The sequence below is a fragment of the Pseudoalteromonas sp. Xi13 genome (assembly GCF_003952205.1).
GTDB classification, from domain to species: Bacteria; Pseudomonadota; Gammaproteobacteria; order Enterobacterales; family Alteromonadaceae; genus Pseudoalteromonas; species Pseudoalteromonas atlantica.
Genome location: NZ_CP034439.1, coordinates 3,303,754 through 3,325,091, shown reverse-complemented (window position 1 = coordinate 3,325,091; position 21,338 = coordinate 3,303,754). Strand labels below are relative to the sequence as shown.

The window sequence follows — 21,338 nt, the reverse complement described above, 5'->3', positions numbered from 1 at the left end:
CATTATTATTAAGCAAATCCTTTTACCTTTAATCCAATAACTCATGGTATAGATTTGGAGATAAATTAAGCAATAACAATAGGCTTGTATTAAAAAGCAAAAACCCAGCCGAAGCTGGGTTTTATATAAGCAAGGTGCTTAAAGGAGGATGATCACATCATGCCGCCCATACCACCCATTCCGCCCATGCCACCCATATCAGGGGCACCAGCAGCTTCTTCTTTAGGGATTTCAGCAACCATTGCTTCGGTAGTGATCATTAGACCTGCAATCGAACCTGCAAATTGTAGTGCAGAGCGCGTTACTTTAGTTGGATCTAGGATACCCATTTCAAGCATGTCGTTGTATTCGCCAGAGGCTGCATTGTAACCGTAGTTACCTTCGCCACCTTTAACAGCGTTTATTACTACTGACGCTTCGTCGCCTGCATTTGTTACGATTTGACGAAGTGGTGCTTCCATCGCACGAAGTGCAACTTTAATACCGTGGTTTTGGTCTTCGTTGTCGCCAAGTAGCTCAACTAGCTTGCTAGCAGTACGTACTAGAGCAACACCACCACCAGGTACCACGCCTTCTTCAACCGCTGCACGAGTTGCATGTAATGCATCTTCAACACGGTCTTTTTTCTCTTTCATTTCAATTTCAGTCGCTGCGCCTACTTTAATTACTGCAACACCGCCGGCAAGTTTAGCCATACGCTCTTGTAGTTTTTCTTTATCGTAGTCAGACGTTGCTTCTTCAATCTGTGCTTTAATTTGAGCAACACGGCCGTTAATGCCATCTTCTTCACCCGCACCATCAATGATAGTTGTATCATCTTTAGTGATTACAACACGCTTAGCAGTACCTAGGTCTTCGATAGTTGCTTTTTCAAGCTCTAAACCAATTTCTTCAGAGATAACAGTACCGCCAGTTAGTACCGCGATATCTTGTAGCATTGCTTTACGACGGTCGCCAAAACCAGGGGCTTTAACTGCTGATACTTTAACAATACCGCGCATGTTGTTAACTACAAGCGTTGCAAGTGCTTCGCCTTCTAAGTCTTCAGCAATGATTAATAGTGGCTTGCTTGCTTTAGCAACGGCTTCTAATGTAGGTAGTAGCTCACGAATGTTAGATACTTTTTTATCTACAAGTAGAATGAACGGGTTGTCTAGCTCAACAGCGCCTTTTTCAGCGTTATTGATAAAGTACGGAGATAGGTAACCACGGTCAAACTGCATGCCTTCTACAACATCTAGTTCGTTCTCTAGTGATTGACCTTCTTCTACAGTAATAACACCTGTGTTACGGCCTACTTTTTCCATTGCTTGTGCAATGATGTCGCCAATTTCTTTATCAGAGTTAGCTGAAATGGTACCTACTTGTGCAATAGCTTTAGTATCAGCACATGGTACAGATAGCGCTTTAAGCTCTTCTACTGCAGCGATAATTGCTTTATCAATACCGCGCTTAAGATCCATTGGGTTCATACCCGCAGCAACCGCTTTAAGGCCTTCATTAACAATAGATTGCGCAAGTACAGTTGCGGTAGTAGTACCGTCACCCGCTGCATCATTTGCTTTAGATGCAACTTCTTTCACCATTTGTGCACCCATGTTTTCAAACTTGTCTTCAAGTTCGATTTCTTTTGCTACAGATACACCATCTTTAGTGATCACTGGAGAGCCAAATGATTTATCTAGTACTACGTTACGGCCTTTAGGACCTAAGGTCACTTTTACTGCGTTTGCTAGGATATTTACGCCTGTTAGCATTTTACCGCGTGCGTCACCTGCAAAAAGTACTTCTTTTGCTGCCATCTTTAATTTCCTCTAAATTCTTAAATGTTTGTTAAACGAAAAGTAGGGTTAGCCTACAATGCCTAAAATGTTGTCTTCACGCATGATCAGGTACTCTTGACCTTCGATCTTTTCAGTTTTTTCAACATATGAGCCAAATAACACAGTGTCACCGGCTTTTACTTCTAAAGCTCTAACGTCACCGTTATCTAGAACGCGACCATTGCCAACAGCAATAACTTCTCCGCGAGTTGATTTTTCAGCTGCAGAGCCAGTTAATACAATACCGCCAGCAGACTTGGTTTCTTCTTCTAGACGCTTAACGATTACGCGATCTTGTAAAGGACGAATGTTCATTTTTTTAGTTCTCCTAACAGTTTCTGAACAGTACAGAAAAAAGCTTTTCTAATTTGCATTCATTAATGGGGGTAGAGTGTAAAATTCCAAGAGAAAAATCGATAAATTTTTAATCTTTTCTCTCATATTCGCCATCAATGGTAGTTGGTTTATTTACATGCTGTTGTTCTTGCTGCGAATGTGGGTGTTGTGTAAAGGCTGAAGAGCCTTGTGGTGCACCTGTGCTCATGCGTACCGTCGCTTGACTTGCAAGGCCTGCAGCAAGTTTATTACGTATTGAGGGGGTTAATAATAGTAGGCCGAATACATCGGTCATAATGCCTGGGGTTAGCAATAAAACACCCGCAATGATCACGCAAATACCGGTAAATAATTCTTTAGCTGGCATTTGTCCTTGGGCCATTTGGCTTTGTGCATTTTGTAATGCACCCATACCTTGTTGTTTAACCATTCTGGCGCCCAAAATAGCCGTAACAATCACTAGGGCTATAGTCGCAAAACCACCAATTACATCGCTAACCTGTATTAGCAGCGCAATTTCGATGATAGGAATGATAATAAACAACACAAATAAAAATCTAAACATAGGGCTCTCTAAATAATGGCACTCAAAAGAGTGGATGAAATATAAGTGAGGGTGAAGGGGTCTATTTTCAAGGTTGAGCTTAAAGTGATTAATAATTGCTTAATATCTACAATTATTCATCGCCTACACATTACACTAGCTATCAGATACTATTGCATTAGTTCCCTATAAATTAGTAAAGGTTAATTATGACTACGCAATTTAAATTGATATTTACCACGTGCAAAGATGAGGCTGAAGCACGCACTTTAGCAAAAGCACTTGTAGCGCAAAAATTAGCGGCGTGTGTAAATATTTTACCAAATATGACCTCAGTTTATATGTGGGAAGGCGATGTTGCCCAAGAGATAGAAGCAAAGCTACTGATTAAAACAAAATCAGAAAAAATGAATGATGTTTTTGAAACCATCAAAAGTTTACACAGTTACGAAGTACCCGAAATTCAAGTGGTTGATGTGGCCACTGGTAATTTGGCTTATTTTCATTGGATGGATGAGGTATTAAATTAATGCGGTTTTTCTTTTTATTATTGGTTAGCTTGCTGGCGCTTCCGGCAAAGGCAAACACCAATAATGTGCTAGGTGATTTACTTGCCCCGCCACAGCAAACCTTTTTACCCGTAGACCAAGCGTTTGTATTTGATTTTGATCAGCAAGGTAGCACTTTATTTGTGGGGTGGGATATAGCCCCTGATTATTACCTTTATAAAAAGAAAATAGAAATTATCGCCAAAGGCGCCAACATAAAGGTAGGCGATGCCGGTACTGGCGAAATAATTGAAGACGAGTTTTTTGGCAAAACCGAAGTTTTTTTCAGTAGTGTGAGTGTTATAAGTAAGCTCAGTAATGTTACAGAGGGGGCTGTTGTAAAGGTGCGCTATCAGGGCTGTGCCAAAGCTGGACTGTGTTATCCGCCTGAGGTTATTAGTATTCCTTTAAGCGTTATTGCCTCAGAGCAAGCGCAAGGTAATAACTCATCTGCTGATGCCGCTGATACATTAAACGCATTAACTCCTTCTGTAGACTCAACCCGTAGCCAAAGTAATACAACCACTCAAGATTTAAGTTTTACAGAGCGATTAGCAAGTCAAAGTTTAGTAACCAATTTACTCATATTTTTTGCTGTTGGGGTGGGGCTTGCGTTTACACCGTGTGTGTTCCCTATGTTTCCTATTTTATCGAGTTTAATTGCAGGGCAGCAAAACCTGTCTACTAAAAAAGCGTTTGCGTTGTCGTTTGTATATATACAAGGTATGGCGCTTACTTATGCTGCATTAGGGTTGGTAGTGGCGGCCTTAGGCGGGCAAGTGCAAGGGTATTTACAACACCCTTATGTACTTATTAGTTTTAGTTTACTGTTTGTACTGCTCGCAATGTCGATGTTTGGCTGGTACGAAATTAAGTTACCCAGCGCCATGATGAGCAAGCTAACGCAAGTCAGTAATAACCAAAAAGGCGGCAATTACCTAGGTGTGTTTTTAATGGGGGTATTGTCGGGCTTAATTGCATCACCTTGTACCACAGCTCCGTTGTCTGCTGCGCTATTATTTGTAGCGCAAAGTGGTGACTACCTTGTCGGTGGTTTAACCCTGTATGTATTAAGTTTAGGAATGGGCCTACCGCTTTTATTACTCGGTACGTCTGGTGGCAAATTGCTTCCTAAAGCAGGCGGTTGGATGGAGCAAGTTAAAACGTTATTTGGTTTTATTATGCTTGTTGTGCCACTTATTTTGTTGGAGCGAATAATAAGCGCCGACATTATTTTACTTATGGCGGGTATTTTAGCACTGGCAACGGCTATTTATTTACACTATTGGCAGAGTGCTCAGCCACAAAGCAAGCTTAAAACAGCGCTTTGGTTTAGTGCTACATTTTTAGTACTTACTGGTTTTACATTAGCTAAAAACGTTATTTGGCCGCAGCAACAGGTTGAGCAGGTTAGTCAGCAAAGTAATGAGTTTAAACAAGTGGCTAATTTAACCGAGCTAAAAGACGCTGTTGCTGAAGCTAATCAGCAAGGCAAACTGGTGATGGTTGATTTATACGCCGATTGGTGTGTGGCATGTAAAGAGTTTGAGCATTACACATTTCCAGATGCCAAAGTACAGAGCGAGTTTAGTCACTATCAGTTAATTCAAATCGATTTAACGCAAAGTGATGACACCACCATTGAGCTAATGGAAGAGTTCACTGTGTTTGGTTTACCCAGTATTTTGTTTTTTAACACACAAGGGCAAGAGCTAAGTTCAGAGCGCGTTACAGGATTTTTAAACGCCGATGATTTTGCCACCCACCTAGCTGCAGTGCGCGCCAGCGCACAATAATAGTGCAATTTAGCCGCTTGGGCTTACCAAGTGGCTTGCCTTCAATTACGTCATATTTATTACTCCTCCAGAGATTAGACCAGTATTTTGCTGCTATTTACATCGAACTGACTATAATAGTTGGCTAACGTGAGAATTTGTTGCAATTTTTGTTTTTTATACTTACTTTAGTGTACAAAATTAGCTCGCAACGGCTTAACTCATTACTTAGAGGATATATCGCGTATTATGGCTGCAAAATTTAAACTTTTAGTTATAAATGGTCCAAATTTAAACATGCTAGGAAAGCGTGAGCCAGAAAAGTACGGTTTGCACACTCTTGGTGAAATTATGAGCGAACTAACGACTGCCGCAGAGGGTCTTGATGTTCAGCTTACGCATTTTCAAAGTAATAGTGAGCAAGCCCTTATTGAAAGAATACACGATGCTTGGCAGGCAGTTGATTACATAATTATTAATCCTGCTGCATTTACGCATACTAGCGTCGCTTTACGTGATGCATTGTTAAGCGTTGATATTCCTTTTTTTGAGGTGCACTTAAGTAATGTGCATGCACGTGAAGCATTTCGTCATCATTCGTATTTTTCTGATGTGGCGCAAGGTGTGGTATGTGGATTAGGTGCAATGGGTTACCACGCAGCATTGAACGCTGCCGTGAGCCGGTTGCAAAACTCGAATTAATTTAAACTAACAAACTTATAGGCGGGTCGTTCATGGATATTCGCAAGATCAAAAAGCTAATCGAATTAGTAGAAGAATCAGGTATTGCTGAGCTAGAAATCACTGAAGGTGAAGAATCAGTACGTATTAACCGTAACAACATGAGCGCAGGTCCTGCTTACGCTCAGTACGCACCACAGCAATTTGCTGCTCCAGCACCTGCGGCACCAGCACAAGCTGCGCCAGCCGTTGAAGCCGATGCTACACCAGCAGCGCCTGCAGGCCATCAAGTTAAATCACCTATGGTTGGTTCATTTTACTCAGCAGCTTCTCCAGAAGCGCCAGCATACGTAGAAGTAGGTTCTCAAGTTAAAGTAGGTGATACTTTATGTATCGTTGAAGCAATGAAAATGATGAACCAAATTGAGTCAGATAAAGCGGGTACAGTTACAGCTATTTTAGTTGAAAATGGCGAACCAGTAGAATTTGATCAACCTCTATTCATCATTGAATAATTTAGTAACCTAAAGGCCAACTCTTATGTTAGATAAAGTAGTCATTGCAAACCGAGGTGAAATAGCACTTCGCGTATTGCGCGCCTGCAAAGAGCTTGGGATCAAAACGGTTGCTGTGCATTCAACGGCGGATCGCGATCTTAAGCACGTATTACTTGCAGATGAAACCATTTGTATCGGTAGACCTCCAGCCACTGAAAGTTACTTAGATATTCCGCGCATTATTGCGGCTGCTGAAGTAACAGACGCTGTAGCGATTCACCCAGGATATGGTTTTCTTTCAGAAAATGCAGATTTTGCTGACCAAGTTGAGCAAAGCGGCTTTGTATTTATTGGTCCAAAAGGCGACACTATTCGTCTTATGGGCGATAAAGTATCGGCAATCAATGCAATGCGCAAAGCTGGTGTACCATGTGTACCTGGTTCTGACGGTCCGGTATCGGATGACAAAGAACGCAACATGCAAATTGCAAAGCGCATTGGTTACCCGGTAATTATTAAAGCCGCTGGTGGCGGTGGTGGCCGTGGTATGCGTGTAGTACGTAGCGAAGCTGAATTAATTGATTCAATCGCACTTACTCAACAAGAAGCGAAACAGTTTTTTGGTAATAGCATGGTTTACATGGAAAAATTCCTTGAAAACCCTCGCCATATTGAAATTCAGGTACTTGCTGATGGACAAGGTAATGCTGTTCACTTAGGTGAGCGTGACTGTTCTATGCAACGTCGTCACCAAAAAGTAGTTGAAGAAGCACCTGCTCCAGGTATAACGGCAGAAGTGCGTAAATTTATTGGTGAGCGCTGTACACGTGCATGTATCGAAATTGGTTACCGTGGTGCAGGTACGTTTGAGTTTTTATACGAAAACGGCGAATTTTACTTCATCGAAATGAACACCCGTATTCAAGTTGAGCACCCAGTGACTGAAATGGTAAGCGGTGTTGATTTAATTAAAGAGCAGCTAAAAATTGCTGCTGGGCAACCGCTATCTTTCACGCAAGATGACGTGGTTATCCGCGGCCATGCAATTGAATGTCGTATTAACGCAGAAGACCCAGAAACGTTTATCCCGTCGCCGGGTAAAATTACACGTTTCCACCCTGCAGGTGGTTTAGGTATTCGTTGGGATAGCCATATTTATGCTGACTATACAGTACCCCCACATTACGATTCGATGATTGGTAAGCTTATTACTTACGGTGAAAACCGTGATGTGGCTATTGCCCGTGCTCGTAATGCGTTGAACGAATTAGTTATTGATGGCATCAAAACAAACACGCCATTACATAAGAAAATTCTTGCAGACGAAAACTTCCAAAGTGGTGGTACAAATATCCACTACCTTGAGAAAAAACTAGGGCTATAAAGCCCCAGTTAATTAAAACCGGCTTAGGCCGGTTTTTTTATGCCTAAAACGCCAATTTATCGCCTTCAAGAAATATTCTGGTATGATTAGCAAAGATGCGCTTTTAGTAAATTTTTGAGGTAACAATGACGCGTAGTTTTGAAGCTCACCTAAATGATGAAATAGCCACAGTAGCAATGGGTAACAAAGTGGCTGCTATTATAGAGCAAGGTGCAGTAATTTATTTACACGGTGATTTAGGCGCAGGTAAAACAACATTTACGCGTGGTGTAGTGCAAGGCTTTGGCCACACTGGTAAGGTAAAAAGCCCAACCTATACGCTGGTAGAGCCATACGAACTGACACGTGCTAATGTGTATCATTTTGACCTATACCGGTTAGGCGATCCTGAAGAGCTTGAGTACATGGGTATAAGAGATTACTTTTCTGAGCAGGCTATTTGTATTGTTGAGTGGCCAGAAAAAGGGGGCGAATTTATACCAGTTCCCGATTTAGACATTACCTTAAGTTACGTTGGCGATGAGCGCAAAATTGTTATTAATAGTGCCAGCGAGCGCGGAATAGCAATTGTCGAAAAACTAACTAACCTAAACCCGAGTTAATATACTTACTAACACATTGAAATATAAAAGCATCAAAGTTACCTTTTTAGTTGGCGTACAAAATAGCAGTTTAAGGTAGATTTACTATCCAACGTTTAGGTTAATAAGCTAATAGCGGGTCAAGGCGCCCGCTCTCATAATAATAAATAGTTAAGGCAATGGTAGTTATAATGAATCGAGGTGTAGTTAAACTTTTTATTTGTTTCATAGTTTTCGCTGTGAGCTTACCGTTGTGGGCAAAAAATACCATAAATAGTGTACGCGTATGGCCCTCGCCAGATAGCACGCGGGTGGTATTTGATTTAGATGATAAGCCCGATTTCAGCTATTTTATGCTTAAAAACCCGAGTCGCTTAGTGGTCGACCTTGAAAACACCAAAGGGTTAAAAGTATTACCGAGTATTCCTTCTAAACACAAAATTGTAAGCAAGCTGCGCTATTCAAAGCCTAAAAATAAACAAAGTGTACGTTTTGTATTTGAGCTAACCGCGCCTATTAAGCCGGTTATTTTTGCGCTGGCACCTACTGGCCCGTACAAAAACAGGTTAGTTGTGGATTTATATAATAAAAGTGAGCCTGCAGTAAGCTCTACACCTGCCCAAAAAGCAGCTAAAAAGCGCCAGTTAAGCCAAGAGCGAGACATTGTTATTGCAATTGATGCGGGCCATGGCGGAGAAGACCCTGGTTCTATTGGCCCCTCTGGTACGTATGAAAAAACCATTACTCTACAAATAGCTAAACGTTTAGAGCGTATGATTGACGGCGAACGTGGCATGATTTCGCGCATGGTAAGAAGTGGCGACTACTTTGTTAAGCTTAATACCCGTACCAACCGAGCACGCCAGAAAAAAGCCGACTTTTTAGTGTCAATTCATGCTGATGCATTTACCAGTCCTGGGCCAAATGGTGCTTCGGTGTGGGTGTTATCGCTTGGTCGCGCTAATTCTGAGATTGGTAAATGGATAGAAGATAAAGAAAAGCACTCAGAGCTTTTAGGTGGTGCAGCCGATGTAATTAAAGATGCTGCTAACGAAAAATACCTCGCGCAAGCGCTGCTCGATATGTCTATGGACCACTCAATGAAAACAGGGCTTAGTGTGGCCGAAGAAGTAGTAAAAGAGCTAAAAAAGGTCGCTAAATTACATAAAAAAGATCCACAACATGCAAGTCTTGCCGTATTAAAGTCGCCAGATATTCCTTCAATTTTGGTTGAGACAGGTTTTATTTCAAACCCCCGTGAAGAGCGCATGTTAAAAAGCGCTAATCATCAGGAACGCTTAGCTAAAGCGATGTTTACGTCTATAAAAAATTATTACTTAAAAAACCCACCTGATGATTCGTTATTTGCAAAGCTTAAATCGCAGTACCCAACTAAACATAAAGTTCGCCCGGGTGAATCGCTAAGCCTATTAGCGAGTCGTTATGGCGTATCGGTAGCCAAATTAAAGCAAGTTAATCAACTACGCTCAAACACCTTGTTTATAGGTCAAGAGCTGGACATACCGCAGAGTTGATGTTTATTAAATCTGTACACGTATTAGGGGCCTCATGAGTATTGAAATATTACCTGCACGATTAGCTAACCAAATAGCGGCAGGTGAAGTGGTTGAACGCCCGGCTTCAGTGGTTAAAGAATTAGTAGAAAACAGCTTAGATGCGGGCGCTACGCGTGTGCAAATAGACATAGAGCGGGGCGGTCACAAGCTTATTCGTATTCGTGATAATGGCTCAGGTATTGGTAAAAATGAGCTCACTTTAGCGCTTTCGCGCCATGCAACAAGTAAACTTAAATCACTCGATGATTTAGAAAACATTTGTTCTTTAGGGTTTAGAGGAGAAGCGCTTGCATCTATTAGTTCGGTATCGCGTTTAACGCTTAGCTCAAAGCCCAAAGCACAAGATGCCGCGTGGCAAGCGTTTGCACAGGGCCGCGATATGGACGTGCAAGTAAAGCCGGTAGCCCACCCAGATGGCACAACGATAGAAGTTAAAGATTTATTTTTTAACACCCCAGCAAGGCGCAAGTTTTTACGCACCGAAAAAACCGAATTTAGCCACATTGATGAGCTTATAAAGCGTATTGCACTGAGTCGTTTTGATGTGTCGATTACACTGACGCATAACCAAAAGGTAGTTAGGCAGTACCGTGCTAGAACCGATCCAAATCAAGCGATTACTCGGGTTGCGCAAGTTGCAGGTAAAGCCTTTGCTGAGCAAGGATTGCATATTCAATCTGGTGAAAGTGGTTTACAGCTACATGGTTGGGTATTGCCAGTGGGATCAGCTAATACCACGCAATATACATATGTAAATAATCGCATGATGCGCGATAAGCTAATTTTACATGGTATTCGTCAGGCGTTTGAAGAGGTAAGTGGAGCGCAAGAACTCCCAGGTTTTGTTATTTATATTGATATTGACCCAAGGCAAGTGGATGTAAATGTTCATCCTGCAAAGCACGAGGTGCGTTTTCATCAAGGCCGGTTAGTGCACGACTTTATATTACAGGCAATTAAGCAAGTAGTTGTGCCTCTACAAGGCGAATTTGCAACTAATCAAGCGCACACAGACAATTACCAATCCTCGGCGTTTATTGAGCAGCCAAGTCATGCGGCTAATAACCAGCCAGTTCAGCAGGGGTATGATTACCCTAAGTCACAGTTGCAGCCAATAGATTCACAAAACGGTGGTTTTACTAGTCGTGCCTCCTCTAATCGCGCAGGGTCAGGGGGTGGCGCTACGGGGTATGCTTCACCGTCTCAAAAACATGGTGCAAATCATCACGATGTAAATGCATTTTATCAAGGGGTGAGTGAGCAACAAGCCGCTCATTTTGAGCATAGTGTATCAACGCAGTCCGTTACTGATGAAAGCGCTGCACACGCATTAAAAAGTGTGCAGGTATTAAATGTAAATAAAGGCGTGTGTGTATTTACTCAGCAGCAGCAGTTATTTTGTTCACACTATAAGCATGCACTTGTTGATTACTGGCATGCACAAATAAAAGAGCTGGGTAATTTAGAGGGTAAAGCCTTGTTACTACCAGTGAGGGTTAACCTTGAAAAAGCTGACTGCGAACTAATAGCTCAGCAGCAATCGTGGTTTACTTTATTAGGCTTTGAGCTAGTTATTGAAAAACAGTTTGTGATGGTTAAAAAGCTACCCACGTGTTTATATTTACTTGAAGTATCAGCTGCGGTTGAAAGCTTGCTTGGCGCATGTAAAACACAGCTCCACGAGTTACAAGCGTGGCTTACATGGCAGCTTAGTTGTGTACCAGAACGCTTTTATGAAAGTAATGCATTTATTGAATTAAAAATTAGCTTACAAAATAATCCGCAAACAATTGAACGTTTAAAAGAAAAAGCAGTTAAAATAGACCTAGAACACTATTTAACGCAATTAAATTAAGGTACCCGTGTTGAGCAATTTACCGGTCATATTTTTAATGGGCCCAACCGCAGCTGGTAAAACGGCGTTGGCAATTTCACTGTGTGAGCACTTAAATACAGAAATAATCAGCGTTGATTCAGCGTTAGTGTATAAAGGTATGGACATAGGTACGGCAAAGCCCGATGCAGAAGAGCTTGCTCGTGCTCCGCATCATTTAATTGATTTACTCGATCCGAGCGAAACCTATTCGGTTGCCGATTTTAGACGTGATGCGATAAAAAAAATTGATGAATTCCATCAACAAGGTAAAGTACCAATATTAGTGGGTGGCACCATGATGTACTTTAAATCTTTAATTGATGGATTATCGCCACTGCCAGAAGCCTGCTCAGTCGTTAGAGCAGAGCTTGAATCGCAAGCAAAACAATTTGGCTGGCCACATTTACATCAAGAGCTGGCTAAAGTAGATCCGCAAGCGGCCGACAAAATAAGTGAAAATGATTCACAAAGAATAAATCGAGCTTTGGAAGTTTACCGTATTAGTGGTAAAACAATGACTGAATTGCAAAAGCAAAAGCAGCCAACGTTACCTTATACTTTTCATCAATTTGCGATTGCGCCTGATGATCGCAGTGAATTACATCAGCGAATTGAAAAAAGGTTTAAAATAATGATAGAACAGGGGTTTGAAAAAGAAGTTTCGACCCTATATCTACGTAAGGATTTACACCCCAATATGCCTTCTATTCGTTGTGTAGGTTATAGACAAATGTGGGATTATCTTGCGGGTGAAGTAGACCATGATGAGATGGTTTTTCGCGGCATTGCTGCAACGCGTCAACTGGCAAAACGTCAGCTAACGTGGTTACGGAGTTGGCCTGATGTTACTTGGTTAACAACAGACGATGAAGAAAACTTGCATCGCGTAGTAAGTTCGCTAAGCTAGTAGTAGTTGCGAATTATTTAATTAAATAAGTTCAGCTACTTAAATTATAATAACACCTAGAACGAAGGAACAATAACATGGCAAAAGGCCAATCGTTACAAGACCCATTTTTGAATGCACTACGTCGTGAGCGCATTCCAGTATCAATCTTTTTGGTAAATGGCATAAAATTACAAGGTAAAATTCAGTCATTTGACCAATTTGTTATTTTACTTGAAAACACTGTAAACCAAATGGTGTATAAACACGCAATTTCAACAGTTGTACCTGCTCGTGCAGTCAACTTCCAAGGTGTTCAAGGGAGCGATGACACTGAAGAGCAAGAACCAGGAAATATTTAATTAGGAGCGTAATGCTTGTTTGACCGCTATGAATCCGGCGAACAGGCAGTCTTAGTTCATATCGACTTACCTAAAGATGGCGATCGTGAAGATCTTCATGAATTAGAGTTGTTGGTATCTTCTGCTGGTGTTAGTAGTTTGGCGGTTGTGCAAGGCAGCCGCCAAGCACCACATCCGAAACTATTCGTCGGTACCGGTAAAGCAGAAGAAATAGCTGAGATTGTCAAAATCCACAATGCAGATGTTGTCATCTTTAATCATCAATTAAGTCCGTCTCAAGAACGTAATTTAGAGCGCGTTTGCCAATGTCGTGTACTTGATAGAACAACACTTATTCTTGATATTTTTGCCCAAAGAGCCCGTACCCACGAAGGTAAGCTACAAGTAGAGCTTGCTCAGCTTAGGCATATGTCTACTCGATTAATCCGAGGGTGGACTCACCTTGAGCGCCAAAAAGGGGGAATAGGTTTACGAGGCCCAGGCGAAACACAGCTTGAAACCGATAGACGTTTATTGCGCGCGCGCATTAAAAATATTCGTGCCCGATTAGCCAAAGTGGCTGTACAACGTGAACAGGGTAGACGTGCGCGTACGCGTAACGAAATTCCTACCGTGTCGCTTGTAGGGTATACCAATGCAGGTAAATCAACCCTGTTTAACCGTATAACAGACTCAGATGTATACGCAGCGGATCAGCTTTTTGCCACGCTTGACCCAACACTACGTAAACTTGATATAGGTGATGTTGGTTCGGTTATTTTGGCCGATACAGTGGGATTTATTCGCCACTTACCACATGACTTAGTGGCAGCCTTTAAAGCAACACTAACAGAAACGCGTGAAGCCGACCTACAGTTACATGTAATTGATGTGGCAGACCCGCGCAGACGCGAAAACATAGAGGAAGTACAGTCGGTTTTAAAAGAGATTGAAGCTGATGAAGTACCGCAATTATTGGTTTATAACAAAATTGATGCGCTTGATGATGTAAGCCCACGAATTGATCGGGATGACCAAGGACAGCCTATAAGAGTATGGTTATCTGCACAAACCGGCGAAGGGTGTGAGCTACTTAGTGAAGCAATAAGTGACCTGCTTGCTAAGAAAATGCTTAGTGGTACGTTATTACTTGCCCCTCAATATGGCCGCTTAAGAGCGTCTTTATTTAGCTTAAGTGCAGTCCATGAAGAGCGCTTTGATGAACATGGTAACTGGTTGTTGGATGTACGTTTGCCTATGGTTGAATGGAACCGATTAATTAAAGAGTTTGGTCCTGAAATTGAGGGTTTTATCAATCGCGATTAAAAATTGGCATATAAATGTCGGTTTTTGTATGAGAAACGCGGTAGATTTGATAGATTTAACACAATTTCCTAATTTATTTAGATAACAATGGAGTATAGCTATGGCCTGGAATGAACCGGGTAATAATGGCAATGACAAAGATCCGTGGAACAATAAAGGCGGACGTGATCAAGGCCCACCTGATTTAGACGAGGTGTTCCGTAAGTTTAGCAACAAGTTAGGCGGCATATTTGGCGGTAAAAAATCCGGCAATAATAGTGGCGGTGGACTTGGCGGAGCCGGTATTTCATTTATCCTCATTATCGCCGCAATTGTGTGGGCGTTAAGTGGTATTTATACGGTTAAAGAAGCCGAACGTGGTGTGGTACTGCAATTTGGTAAGTATGACCGTATTGCAGAGCCAGGCTTACGCTGGAAAATGACCTTTATTGAAACGGTTATTCCAGTAGATATTGAAGCTGTGCGTTCATTATCTGCATCAGGGTTTATGCTAACGGAAGATGAAAACGTAGTAAGCGTTGAGTTTGAAGTGCAATACCGTGTTATTGACCCGTACCTTTACAAGTTTAGCGTAACTAATGCTGATAACAGCTTAGAAGAAGCGCTTGATAGCGCGTTACGTTACGTTGTTGGCCATGCAAAAATGGACCAAGTACTGACTAATGGCCGTGAAGTTGTTCGTCAAAATACGTGGGATGAGCTTAATAAAATCATCGAACCGTATAACTTAGGTTTAATTGTGACCGATGTGAACTTTAAAGATTCACGTCCACCAACTGAAGTAAAAGATGCATTTGATGACGCTATTGCCGCACAAGAAGATGAAGAGCGTTTCATCCGTGAAGCAGAAGCGTATGCACGTGAAATTGAACCGCGCGCGCGTGGTCAAGTAACACGTATGACGCAAGAAGCAGAAGGTTATCAAGAACGCATTACACTTGAAGCACAAGGTGAAGTGGCTCGTTTTGAAAAACTATTACCTGAGTATCAAGCAGCTAAAGAAGTAACGCGCGAACGTTTATACATTGATGCTATGGAAGAGGTGCTTAGCAGCAGTTCTAAAGTCATTGTTGATGTTAAAGGCGGTAACAACATGATGTACTTACCACTTGATAAAATTATGGAAAAGCAAGGCACTGCAACACGTGTAGCTTTACCAAGTTCAAGTGATATTCAAGATTTACGCAATAAAGTAAATACATCACGAAATAGCACTGTGAATAGCGGTAATGACCGTTTTAACAGTGATCGCTTTAACAATAACGGGAGATAAGCGTAATGAAAAACTTTAGTTTAGTCATACTATTAGCTGCCATTGTTATGTCTTTCTCTGCGGTATTTGTAGTACCTGAAGGGCAAAAAGCGATTGTGTTGCTATTTAGCAAAGTTGAAAAAGACAGTGAAGACAAAGCCGTTGTATACAGCCCAGGCCTTCACTTAAAAGTACCATTTTTTAGCCAAGTACGTCGTATTGATGCACGTATTCAAACACTAGATGGCACGCCAGACCGCTTTGTAACAAGCGAGAAAAAAGACTTAATTGTTGATTCGTTTGTTAAATGGCGCGTAAACGACTTTAGCGCATTTTACCTTCGTGCTCGTGGTGATAAGCAATACGCTGAAACACTACTAAAGCAAAAAGTTAATAATGGTCTGCGTACTAACTTTGGTACGCGTACTATTCGCGAGATTGTATCGGGTGAGCGTAGTGAGCTAATGGAAGAGGCGTTAGTACAAGCTTCTGAAAGTGCGCGTGAGTTAGGTATTGAAGTACTTGACGTGCGTGTTAAGCAAATTAACTTACCACAAGAAGTGAGTAGCTCTATATACCAACGTATGCGCGCTGAGCGTACTGCTGTTGCAAAAGAGCACCGCTCGGAAGGTCAAGAAAAAGCAGAAACTATTCGTGCTAATGTTGACCGCCGTGTAACGGTAATGCTTGCTGATGCAGAGCGTAATGCGCGCTCAGTACGTGGTCAAGGTGATGCAGAAGCTGCCGCTATTTATGCTAAAGCATACAACAAAGATCCAGAGTTCTTTGGTTTTGTTCGTTCTTTAGAGGCGTATAAAAAGACCTTTAAAGATAAACAAGATGTTATGGTACTTTCACCAGATAGTGACTTCTTTAAATATATGAAAGGCGCTGCAGCGCAATAAGCGATGCCTTAATCATTTAAAAAGTTATAAAGCCCCGCCTATGCGGGGCTTTTTGTTAAGTATAATTTAAAACTTTAAATTACTGTTATATATGTGGTTATTTAAAAAGTGTGATGGCCTAAAAAATACGCGCAGAAAAAATAAGCTGAACAGGGGTGATCTTTACTTCCGTTTTCTGGTAAAATCTCGTCCTAATTTTCTCGAAGTGAATTTACAATGGGTAAAAACGTTGTTGTATTAGGCACCCAATGGGGTGACGAAGGTAAGGGTAAGGTTGTTGATCTCCTTACAGACAAAGCATCTTTAGTAGTTCGATACCAAGGTGGCCACAATGCGGGTCATACTTTAGTTATTGACGGTGAAAAGACAGTTCTACACCTTATTCCATCGGGTGTATTACGTGACAATGTTAAATGTGTGATTGGTAATGGTGTGGTTTTATCACCAGAAGCGCTAATGAAAGAAATTGGCATGTTAGAAGAGCGTGGCGTACCTGTACGTGAGCGTCTTTTAATTAGTGAAGCATGTCCGTTAATTCTGCCTTTCCATGTTGCATTAGATGTAGCTCGCGAAACTGCTCGCGGCGACAAGCCAATTGGTACAACTGGCCGTGGTATCGGTCCTGCGTACGAAGATAAAGTAGCCCGTCGCGGTTTACGCGTAGGTGACTTATTCAATCCAGAATTATTCGCAGCTAAACTAAAAGAAGTACTTGAATACCATAACTTCACTTTAGTTAACTACTACAAAGTAGATGCTGTTGATTTCCAAAAAACGTTTGATGATGCAATGGCTGTTGCAGACATCTTAAAAGCAATGGTTGTTGATGTAACTGAGCTTTTAGATCAAACACGTTTAGCGGGTGAACACATTTTATTTGAAGGTGCACAAGGTACATTACTTGATATCGATCACGGTACTTACCCTTATGTAACTTCTTCAAACACCACAGCTGGTGGCGTTGCGACTGGTGCTGGTTTTGGTCCATTAAACCTTGACTACGTGTTAGGTATTATTAAAGCGTACACTACACGTGTTGGTTCTGGTCCTTTCCCGACAGAGCTTTACGATGGCCTTGAAAAACAAGACCCAGTGGGTAAGCACTTAGGTGATAAAGGTCATGAGTTTGGCGCGACAACAGGTCGTTTACGTCGTACTGGTTGGTTAGATGCTGTGGCAATGCGCCGCGCAGTTCAAATCAACAGCATCTCTGGTTTTTGTTTAACTAAGTTAGATGTTTTAGATGGTTTAGAAACGCTTAAAATCTGTACTGGTTACCAGCTTGAAGATGGCACAGTGACTAATGTAACGCCATTAGCTGCTGAGGGTTACGAGAAAGTAACACCAGTATATGAAGAGATGCCAGGTTGGTCTGAAAACACAGTTGGTGTAACTAACCTTGAAGGCTTACCAAAAGCTGCGATTGACTACATCAGGCGTATCGAAGAAATCACAGGTGTACCTGTTGATATTATTTCTACCGGCCCAGATCGTGTAGAAACAATGGTACTTCGCAACCCGTTTGCTTAATCACCATTAGTTTTAAAAAAAAGCTGCTTTTGCAGCTTTTTTTATGCCTAAAATTCACCTTGGAACGATCTTTGTATATTATTTGATAAGTTTTATTTTATACGTGGTAAACATGCGCCTATCTACCTGTAACACTTTTCTAGCGTCTTTGCTCACTCCGTTACTTTTATCTATAAGTAGCAATGTGTTAGCTGAAGAAACGCCTGCTGCGGTGCCGCTTTATACCGAACCGGAGCTGATTGCACTAATAAATAAAAATACACATTTGCAGCGTGTAAAGGCAGACGATTGCCAATTAGTACAAGATATAGAGGCAAGGGCCAATAAAATGGCGCTGCCATCTTACCAATTTTTATATGGCGATATGCTGGCATATAACGTGTGTGTTGAACGCAATGTGGAATTAGGTGTGTACTACATGCGTAAAGCGGCTGAACAAGGCTTAGCGGCTGCATTAGAGCAGCTTGGACGTTATTACGACACGGGTCGCTTAGTGCAGCAAGATAAAGCTATGGCCATTACCTACTTACGAGAGGCCTCAGCGCAAGGGAACTTAAAAGCACAGCTAAGGCTGGTTAAGCTTTTTAATGCAGGCTACGGAAGCCCACGTGACTTTGAAGATGCGTATCGCTGGTTATTCAATGCCATGGTGGCAGATAAAGCAACCCATAAAAAAATTGAGCGTGCGCTTAGCTTACTCGCTAAAAAAATGCCCGACAGCGTTGTTGCCCGCGCCCGATTGCCCATGTAAGTGCCGATAACGCACGCTATTTATATAAAATAAAAAAGCCCTAATATTTAATTAGGGCTTTTTTGCAATAACCAAAAGAGGTTAGCTCTCTTCTTTATTTTTTGTTTTAGCGGGGTCTTTTAATACCGACATTTTTGGCGGCTGAAGTGCAAATATACGCTCTCCCTCTTGCGGTGGCTTTTCCATATTACTGGTAAATGGGCGAAGCTTAACTGGCGTATCGTCGTCGTTGTCTTTATCACCTTTTAAAATAAACAACGGGATCGCTTCAGGGTTCATCTCTTGGTATTTTTCCCAATCAAATTCTTCTGAAATACGCGTCGCACTTACTTTACCGCCTTTAGCAATAATACTGCTTAGGCGAGCGTAAGAGCCATCTTCACCAAACAAAATTTGTCTAGATAGGAATGTTGCACTGTCTTTATTCGCTTTAGCATGCGAGGTAGATGAGCGCAGTGAAAATACATTTTTTTCATTCAACAAGTGAGAAAAATATTGTACACCAAGCGCATTATGGTGGCGGTTTGGTGAAAGTGCTAATACCGTTCTTATTGTTGTGAGCGGCAAGTAACGCTCAGCATGCTCTGATTGTGGGTTACCATAATAACAGGCAAGGCCGTCCATACGAGCCATTTTACAGTTCTCCCATGCGGGGTCTGATAGATGAACAGGAATGCTTTGCTCTTGTAAGCCTTTACCTATAGCGCGAGATACATGGTTTGCACCAATAATCAGTATGGTATTTGGAGAAGGTTGGCGCACGCCTAATAGCTTAGCAACAGGAATAGCGGTTAAGCTTTGCAATACCACAGTGATGATAATAACGGTAAATATTAACGGCACCATTTTTTCTGCATCAGCTACGCCAGCTTCCATCATACTTAGCGCAAATACCGAGCCAACAGCAGCTGCAACAATACCTCTAGGGGCTATCCACGATAGCACCAAGCGCGATTTCATTGGCAAGTCAGTACCAAAAGTAGATATGGCAATACACAATGGACGCGCTATAAATAACACCACTGCAAGGAATATAAATACGTCGCTGTCTAACATCATCAAGTCAGAAAGCTGTAGCCGTGCAGCAAGTAAAATAAACAGTGATGATATTAAAATCATCGATAAGTCTTCTTTAAACTCAAGTACAGAATCGATTTCTAAATCATTTTGGTTAGCAAGCCAAATACCAAATACGGTAACAGCCAATAATCCCGATTCGTGACTTAAGTGATTAGATACCGAAAAGCTAATAAGCACCAAGGCGAGTATGCCAAATTTATGTAGTTCAAACGGTAGCCATTCACGGCGCATAAGCTGTGTGGTGATCCAGCCCGCAACAACACCGATAGAAAGCCCTACGCCGACTGTTTTAACAAGTGCAACAATAGTGTGGCTAAGCACTTCTCCTTGGCCTACCAGCATGACTGCTTCAAATACAAGCACAGCAAAAAGAGCACCGATTGGGTCAATTACAATGCCTTCCCATCGTAATATACGGTCAATATCTTGTGTTGGGCGCATCGAATTAAGTAAAGGGGCGATTACCGTAGGCCCTGTTACTACTAGTACAGCGCCTAATACTGCAGCCACCCGCCAGTTAAGCTCCAGTAACCAATAGGCACTTAAGCTTATTACCACACAGGTGGTGATCATGCCGATAGAGCACAGGTTACGTACGACCTTACTTATGCCTTTTAATTCTCTAAAGTGCAAAGTAAGGGAGCCTTCAAATAAAATGACAGCCACACTCAGTGACACAACAGGAAATAATAAATCACCCAGTAAAGCATCAGGGTCTAATACACCACTAAACGGCCCTAGCAATAAACCGGTAAGCAATAAGAACAAAATAGCGGGTACTTTAAACGCCCACGCTACCCATTGGGCAAGCACCGAACAAAGTGCGATACCGGCTATATAAATTGCTGACATAAATTAAGAATTCCTTATTTATCACAATGTGAAAAGTATAACTTTTGTTAAATATTAATACAGGGGTATACACGTGAAATGTTTAATTTGCTAATAAAATTTTAGCGCTTAATACAAAAATTGTAGGTTAAACTTATTGATTTATTTATAAAAATTGAATTAAAACACAAAAATAAATATAACTCTTTGATTTTAAATGATTAACCACTTAGAGGTGAGGCGTAGCTATGCATTAGAGTGATTTTTAGCCTTGATCTTACCCCTTGAAATGTCGTATTATATTTAGAGTTCAAACAATTAGTCATCTAAATATAATTTTGCAAAATAACGGTAAGTATTAATACTAGCGTCATATTTGCCCTGTAATAATAGATTTGTACGCTATTATTACAATTAATTAGTAGCTATTGTATTATTGAATATCTTGGTATGGTTTTTTCAAACAAGTTTATTTAAGAAATTAAGTAAATAAATGTTTGAGTTGAACTATTACTTTCAATGTTTAGCTCCCATCGTGGCGGCTAAATCTCGGTCCTTAAGTCATCACCCTATCTGTTGGTGTATCTGACTTTAGAGGCTCTATGTATGTTGTTAACAAAAAGGCCGCACACAGCTTTTTACAGCGATACATAAACAACACTTTTTATTTTTATATTTAATAGACCTCCATTTATTTTGGTTGGTGCTGTTTCATGTCTTTACAAATCTAAAAGCAATTTTAGGTCGTGTATTTGCGTGCGTTTAAAAAGTGTATAAACAAACAACCTATTCGAAATTGCGTATTTTATACGCA

General features: G+C 41.3%; 19 protein-coding genes. 15 read left to right on the top strand and 4 right to left on the bottom strand.

Annotated elements, in window-relative coordinates; all coding sequences use genetic code 11:
- Positions 1 to 152 precede the first annotated feature (152 nt).
- The 3 genes from groL to EJ103_RS14955 form a co-directional block, all read right to left on the bottom strand.
- Positions 153 to 1,802 (bottom strand): chaperonin GroEL, encoded by a 1,650-nt coding sequence (gene groL / locus EJ103_RS14965; protein ID WP_126008385.1) that lies wholly within the window; start codon positions 1,800 to 1,802, stop codon positions 153 to 155.
- Between the two features lie 48 nt (positions 1,803 to 1,850).
- Entirely contained in the window at positions 1,851 to 2,138 is a 288-nt protein-coding gene (locus tag EJ103_RS14960) for a co-chaperone GroES (RefSeq protein ID WP_004587676.1), read from the bottom strand.
- Between the two features lie 109 nt (positions 2,139 to 2,247).
- Positions 2,248 to 2,724, bottom strand: a complete 477-nt coding sequence (locus tag EJ103_RS14955; RefSeq protein ID WP_126008383.1) for an FxsA family protein — start codon at positions 2,722 to 2,724, stop codon at positions 2,248 to 2,250.
- A gap of 188 nt (positions 2,725 to 2,912) precedes the next feature.
- Here EJ103_RS14955 and cutA point away from each other — a divergent pair, with 188 nt between their 5' ends.
- The 15 genes from cutA (at position 2,913) to EJ103_RS14880 (ending at position 18,613) form a co-directional block, all read left to right on the top strand.
- Positions 2,913 to 3,233, top strand: coding sequence for a divalent-cation tolerance protein CutA (cutA, locus tag EJ103_RS14950; RefSeq protein WP_029772613.1), 321 nt, complete (start codon positions 2,913 to 2,915; stop codon positions 3,231 to 3,233).
- Positions 3,233 to 5,047 (top strand): protein-disulfide reductase DsbD, encoded by a 1,815-nt coding sequence (locus EJ103_RS14945; RefSeq protein ID WP_126008381.1) that lies wholly within the window; start codon positions 3,233 to 3,235, stop codon positions 5,045 to 5,047. The genes cutA and EJ103_RS14945 overlap by 1 nt, the downstream gene beginning before the upstream one ends.
- Before the next feature lie 228 nt (positions 5,048 to 5,275).
- Complete coding sequence (gene aroQ, locus EJ103_RS14940; RefSeq protein ID WP_024031479.1) at positions 5,276 to 5,728, top strand: type II 3-dehydroquinate dehydratase; 453 nt, start codon at positions 5,276 to 5,278, stop codon at positions 5,726 to 5,728.
- Positions 5,729 to 5,760: 32 nt separating this feature from the next.
- On the top strand, positions 5,761 to 6,222 hold the full coding sequence (gene accB / locus EJ103_RS14935) for an acetyl-CoA carboxylase biotin carboxyl carrier protein (RefSeq protein WP_004587671.1): 462 nt from the start codon (positions 5,761 to 5,763) through the stop codon (positions 6,220 to 6,222).
- Positions 6,223 to 6,247: 25 nt separating this feature from the next.
- A complete protein-coding gene (accC, locus tag EJ103_RS14930; RefSeq protein WP_024031477.1) occupies positions 6,248 to 7,588 on the top strand; it encodes an acetyl-CoA carboxylase biotin carboxylase subunit in 1,341 nt (446 codons plus the stop codon).
- Between the two features lie 125 nt (positions 7,589 to 7,713).
- The gene (tsaE, locus tag EJ103_RS14925; protein ID WP_004587669.1) at positions 7,714 to 8,190 is read left to right on the top strand and encodes a tRNA (adenosine(37)-N6)-threonylcarbamoyltransferase complex ATPase subunit type 1 TsaE; all 477 of its coding nucleotides are present in this window, start codon (positions 7,714 to 7,716) and stop codon (positions 8,188 to 8,190) included.
- Positions 8,191 to 8,360: 170 nt separating this feature from the next.
- Complete coding sequence (locus EJ103_RS14920; protein ID WP_004587668.1) at positions 8,361 to 9,704, top strand: N-acetylmuramoyl-L-alanine amidase; 1,344 nt, start codon at positions 8,361 to 8,363, stop codon at positions 9,702 to 9,704.
- Positions 9,705 to 9,738: 34 nt separating this feature from the next.
- Positions 9,739 to 11,601, top strand: coding sequence for a DNA mismatch repair endonuclease MutL (gene mutL, locus EJ103_RS14915; protein WP_126008379.1), 1,863 nt, complete (start codon positions 9,739 to 9,741; stop codon positions 11,599 to 11,601).
- A 10-nt stretch (positions 11,602 to 11,611) separates the two neighbouring features.
- Positions 11,612 to 12,529: a tRNA (adenosine(37)-N6)-dimethylallyltransferase MiaA gene (miaA, locus tag EJ103_RS14910; protein WP_095206660.1), complete on the top strand. Its 918-nt coding sequence runs from the start codon at positions 11,612 to 11,614 to the stop codon at positions 12,527 to 12,529.
- 77 nt (positions 12,530 to 12,606) lie between these two features.
- Positions 12,607 to 12,870 carry an RNA chaperone Hfq gene (gene hfq, locus EJ103_RS14905; RefSeq protein WP_004587665.1) on the top strand — a complete coding sequence of 88 codons (264 nt, stop codon included), beginning with the start codon at positions 12,607 to 12,609 and terminating at the stop codon, positions 12,868 to 12,870.
- Positions 12,871 to 12,885: 15 nt separating this feature from the next.
- A complete protein-coding gene (gene hflX / locus EJ103_RS14900; RefSeq protein ID WP_024031472.1) occupies positions 12,886 to 14,175 on the top strand; it encodes a ribosome rescue GTPase HflX in 1,290 nt (429 codons plus the stop codon).
- Between the two features lie 100 nt (positions 14,176 to 14,275).
- A complete protein-coding gene (gene hflK, locus EJ103_RS14895; RefSeq protein WP_004587663.1) occupies positions 14,276 to 15,448 on the top strand; it encodes an FtsH protease activity modulator HflK in 1,173 nt (390 codons plus the stop codon).
- Positions 15,449 to 15,453: 5 nt separating this feature from the next.
- Complete coding sequence (gene hflC / locus EJ103_RS14890; RefSeq protein WP_004587662.1) at positions 15,454 to 16,332, top strand: protease modulator HflC; 879 nt, start codon at positions 15,454 to 15,456, stop codon at positions 16,330 to 16,332.
- Positions 16,333 to 16,548: 216 nt separating this feature from the next.
- A complete protein-coding gene (locus tag EJ103_RS14885) occupies positions 16,549 to 17,862 on the top strand; it encodes an adenylosuccinate synthase (protein ID WP_126008377.1) in 1,314 nt (437 codons plus the stop codon).
- A gap of 112 nt (positions 17,863 to 17,974) precedes the next feature.
- A complete protein-coding gene (locus tag EJ103_RS14880; protein ID WP_029772606.1) occupies positions 17,975 to 18,613 on the top strand; it encodes a tetratricopeptide repeat protein in 639 nt (212 codons plus the stop codon).
- Positions 18,614 to 18,694: 81 nt separating this feature from the next.
- On the opposite strand, the gene EJ103_RS14875 is transcribed toward EJ103_RS14880, so the two are convergent.
- Positions 18,695 to 20,545 carry a sodium:proton antiporter gene (locus EJ103_RS14875; RefSeq protein WP_024031470.1) on the bottom strand — a complete coding sequence of 617 codons (1,851 nt, stop codon included), beginning with the start codon at positions 20,543 to 20,545 and terminating at the stop codon, positions 18,695 to 18,697.
- Positions 20,546 to 21,338: the final 793 nt, after the last annotated feature.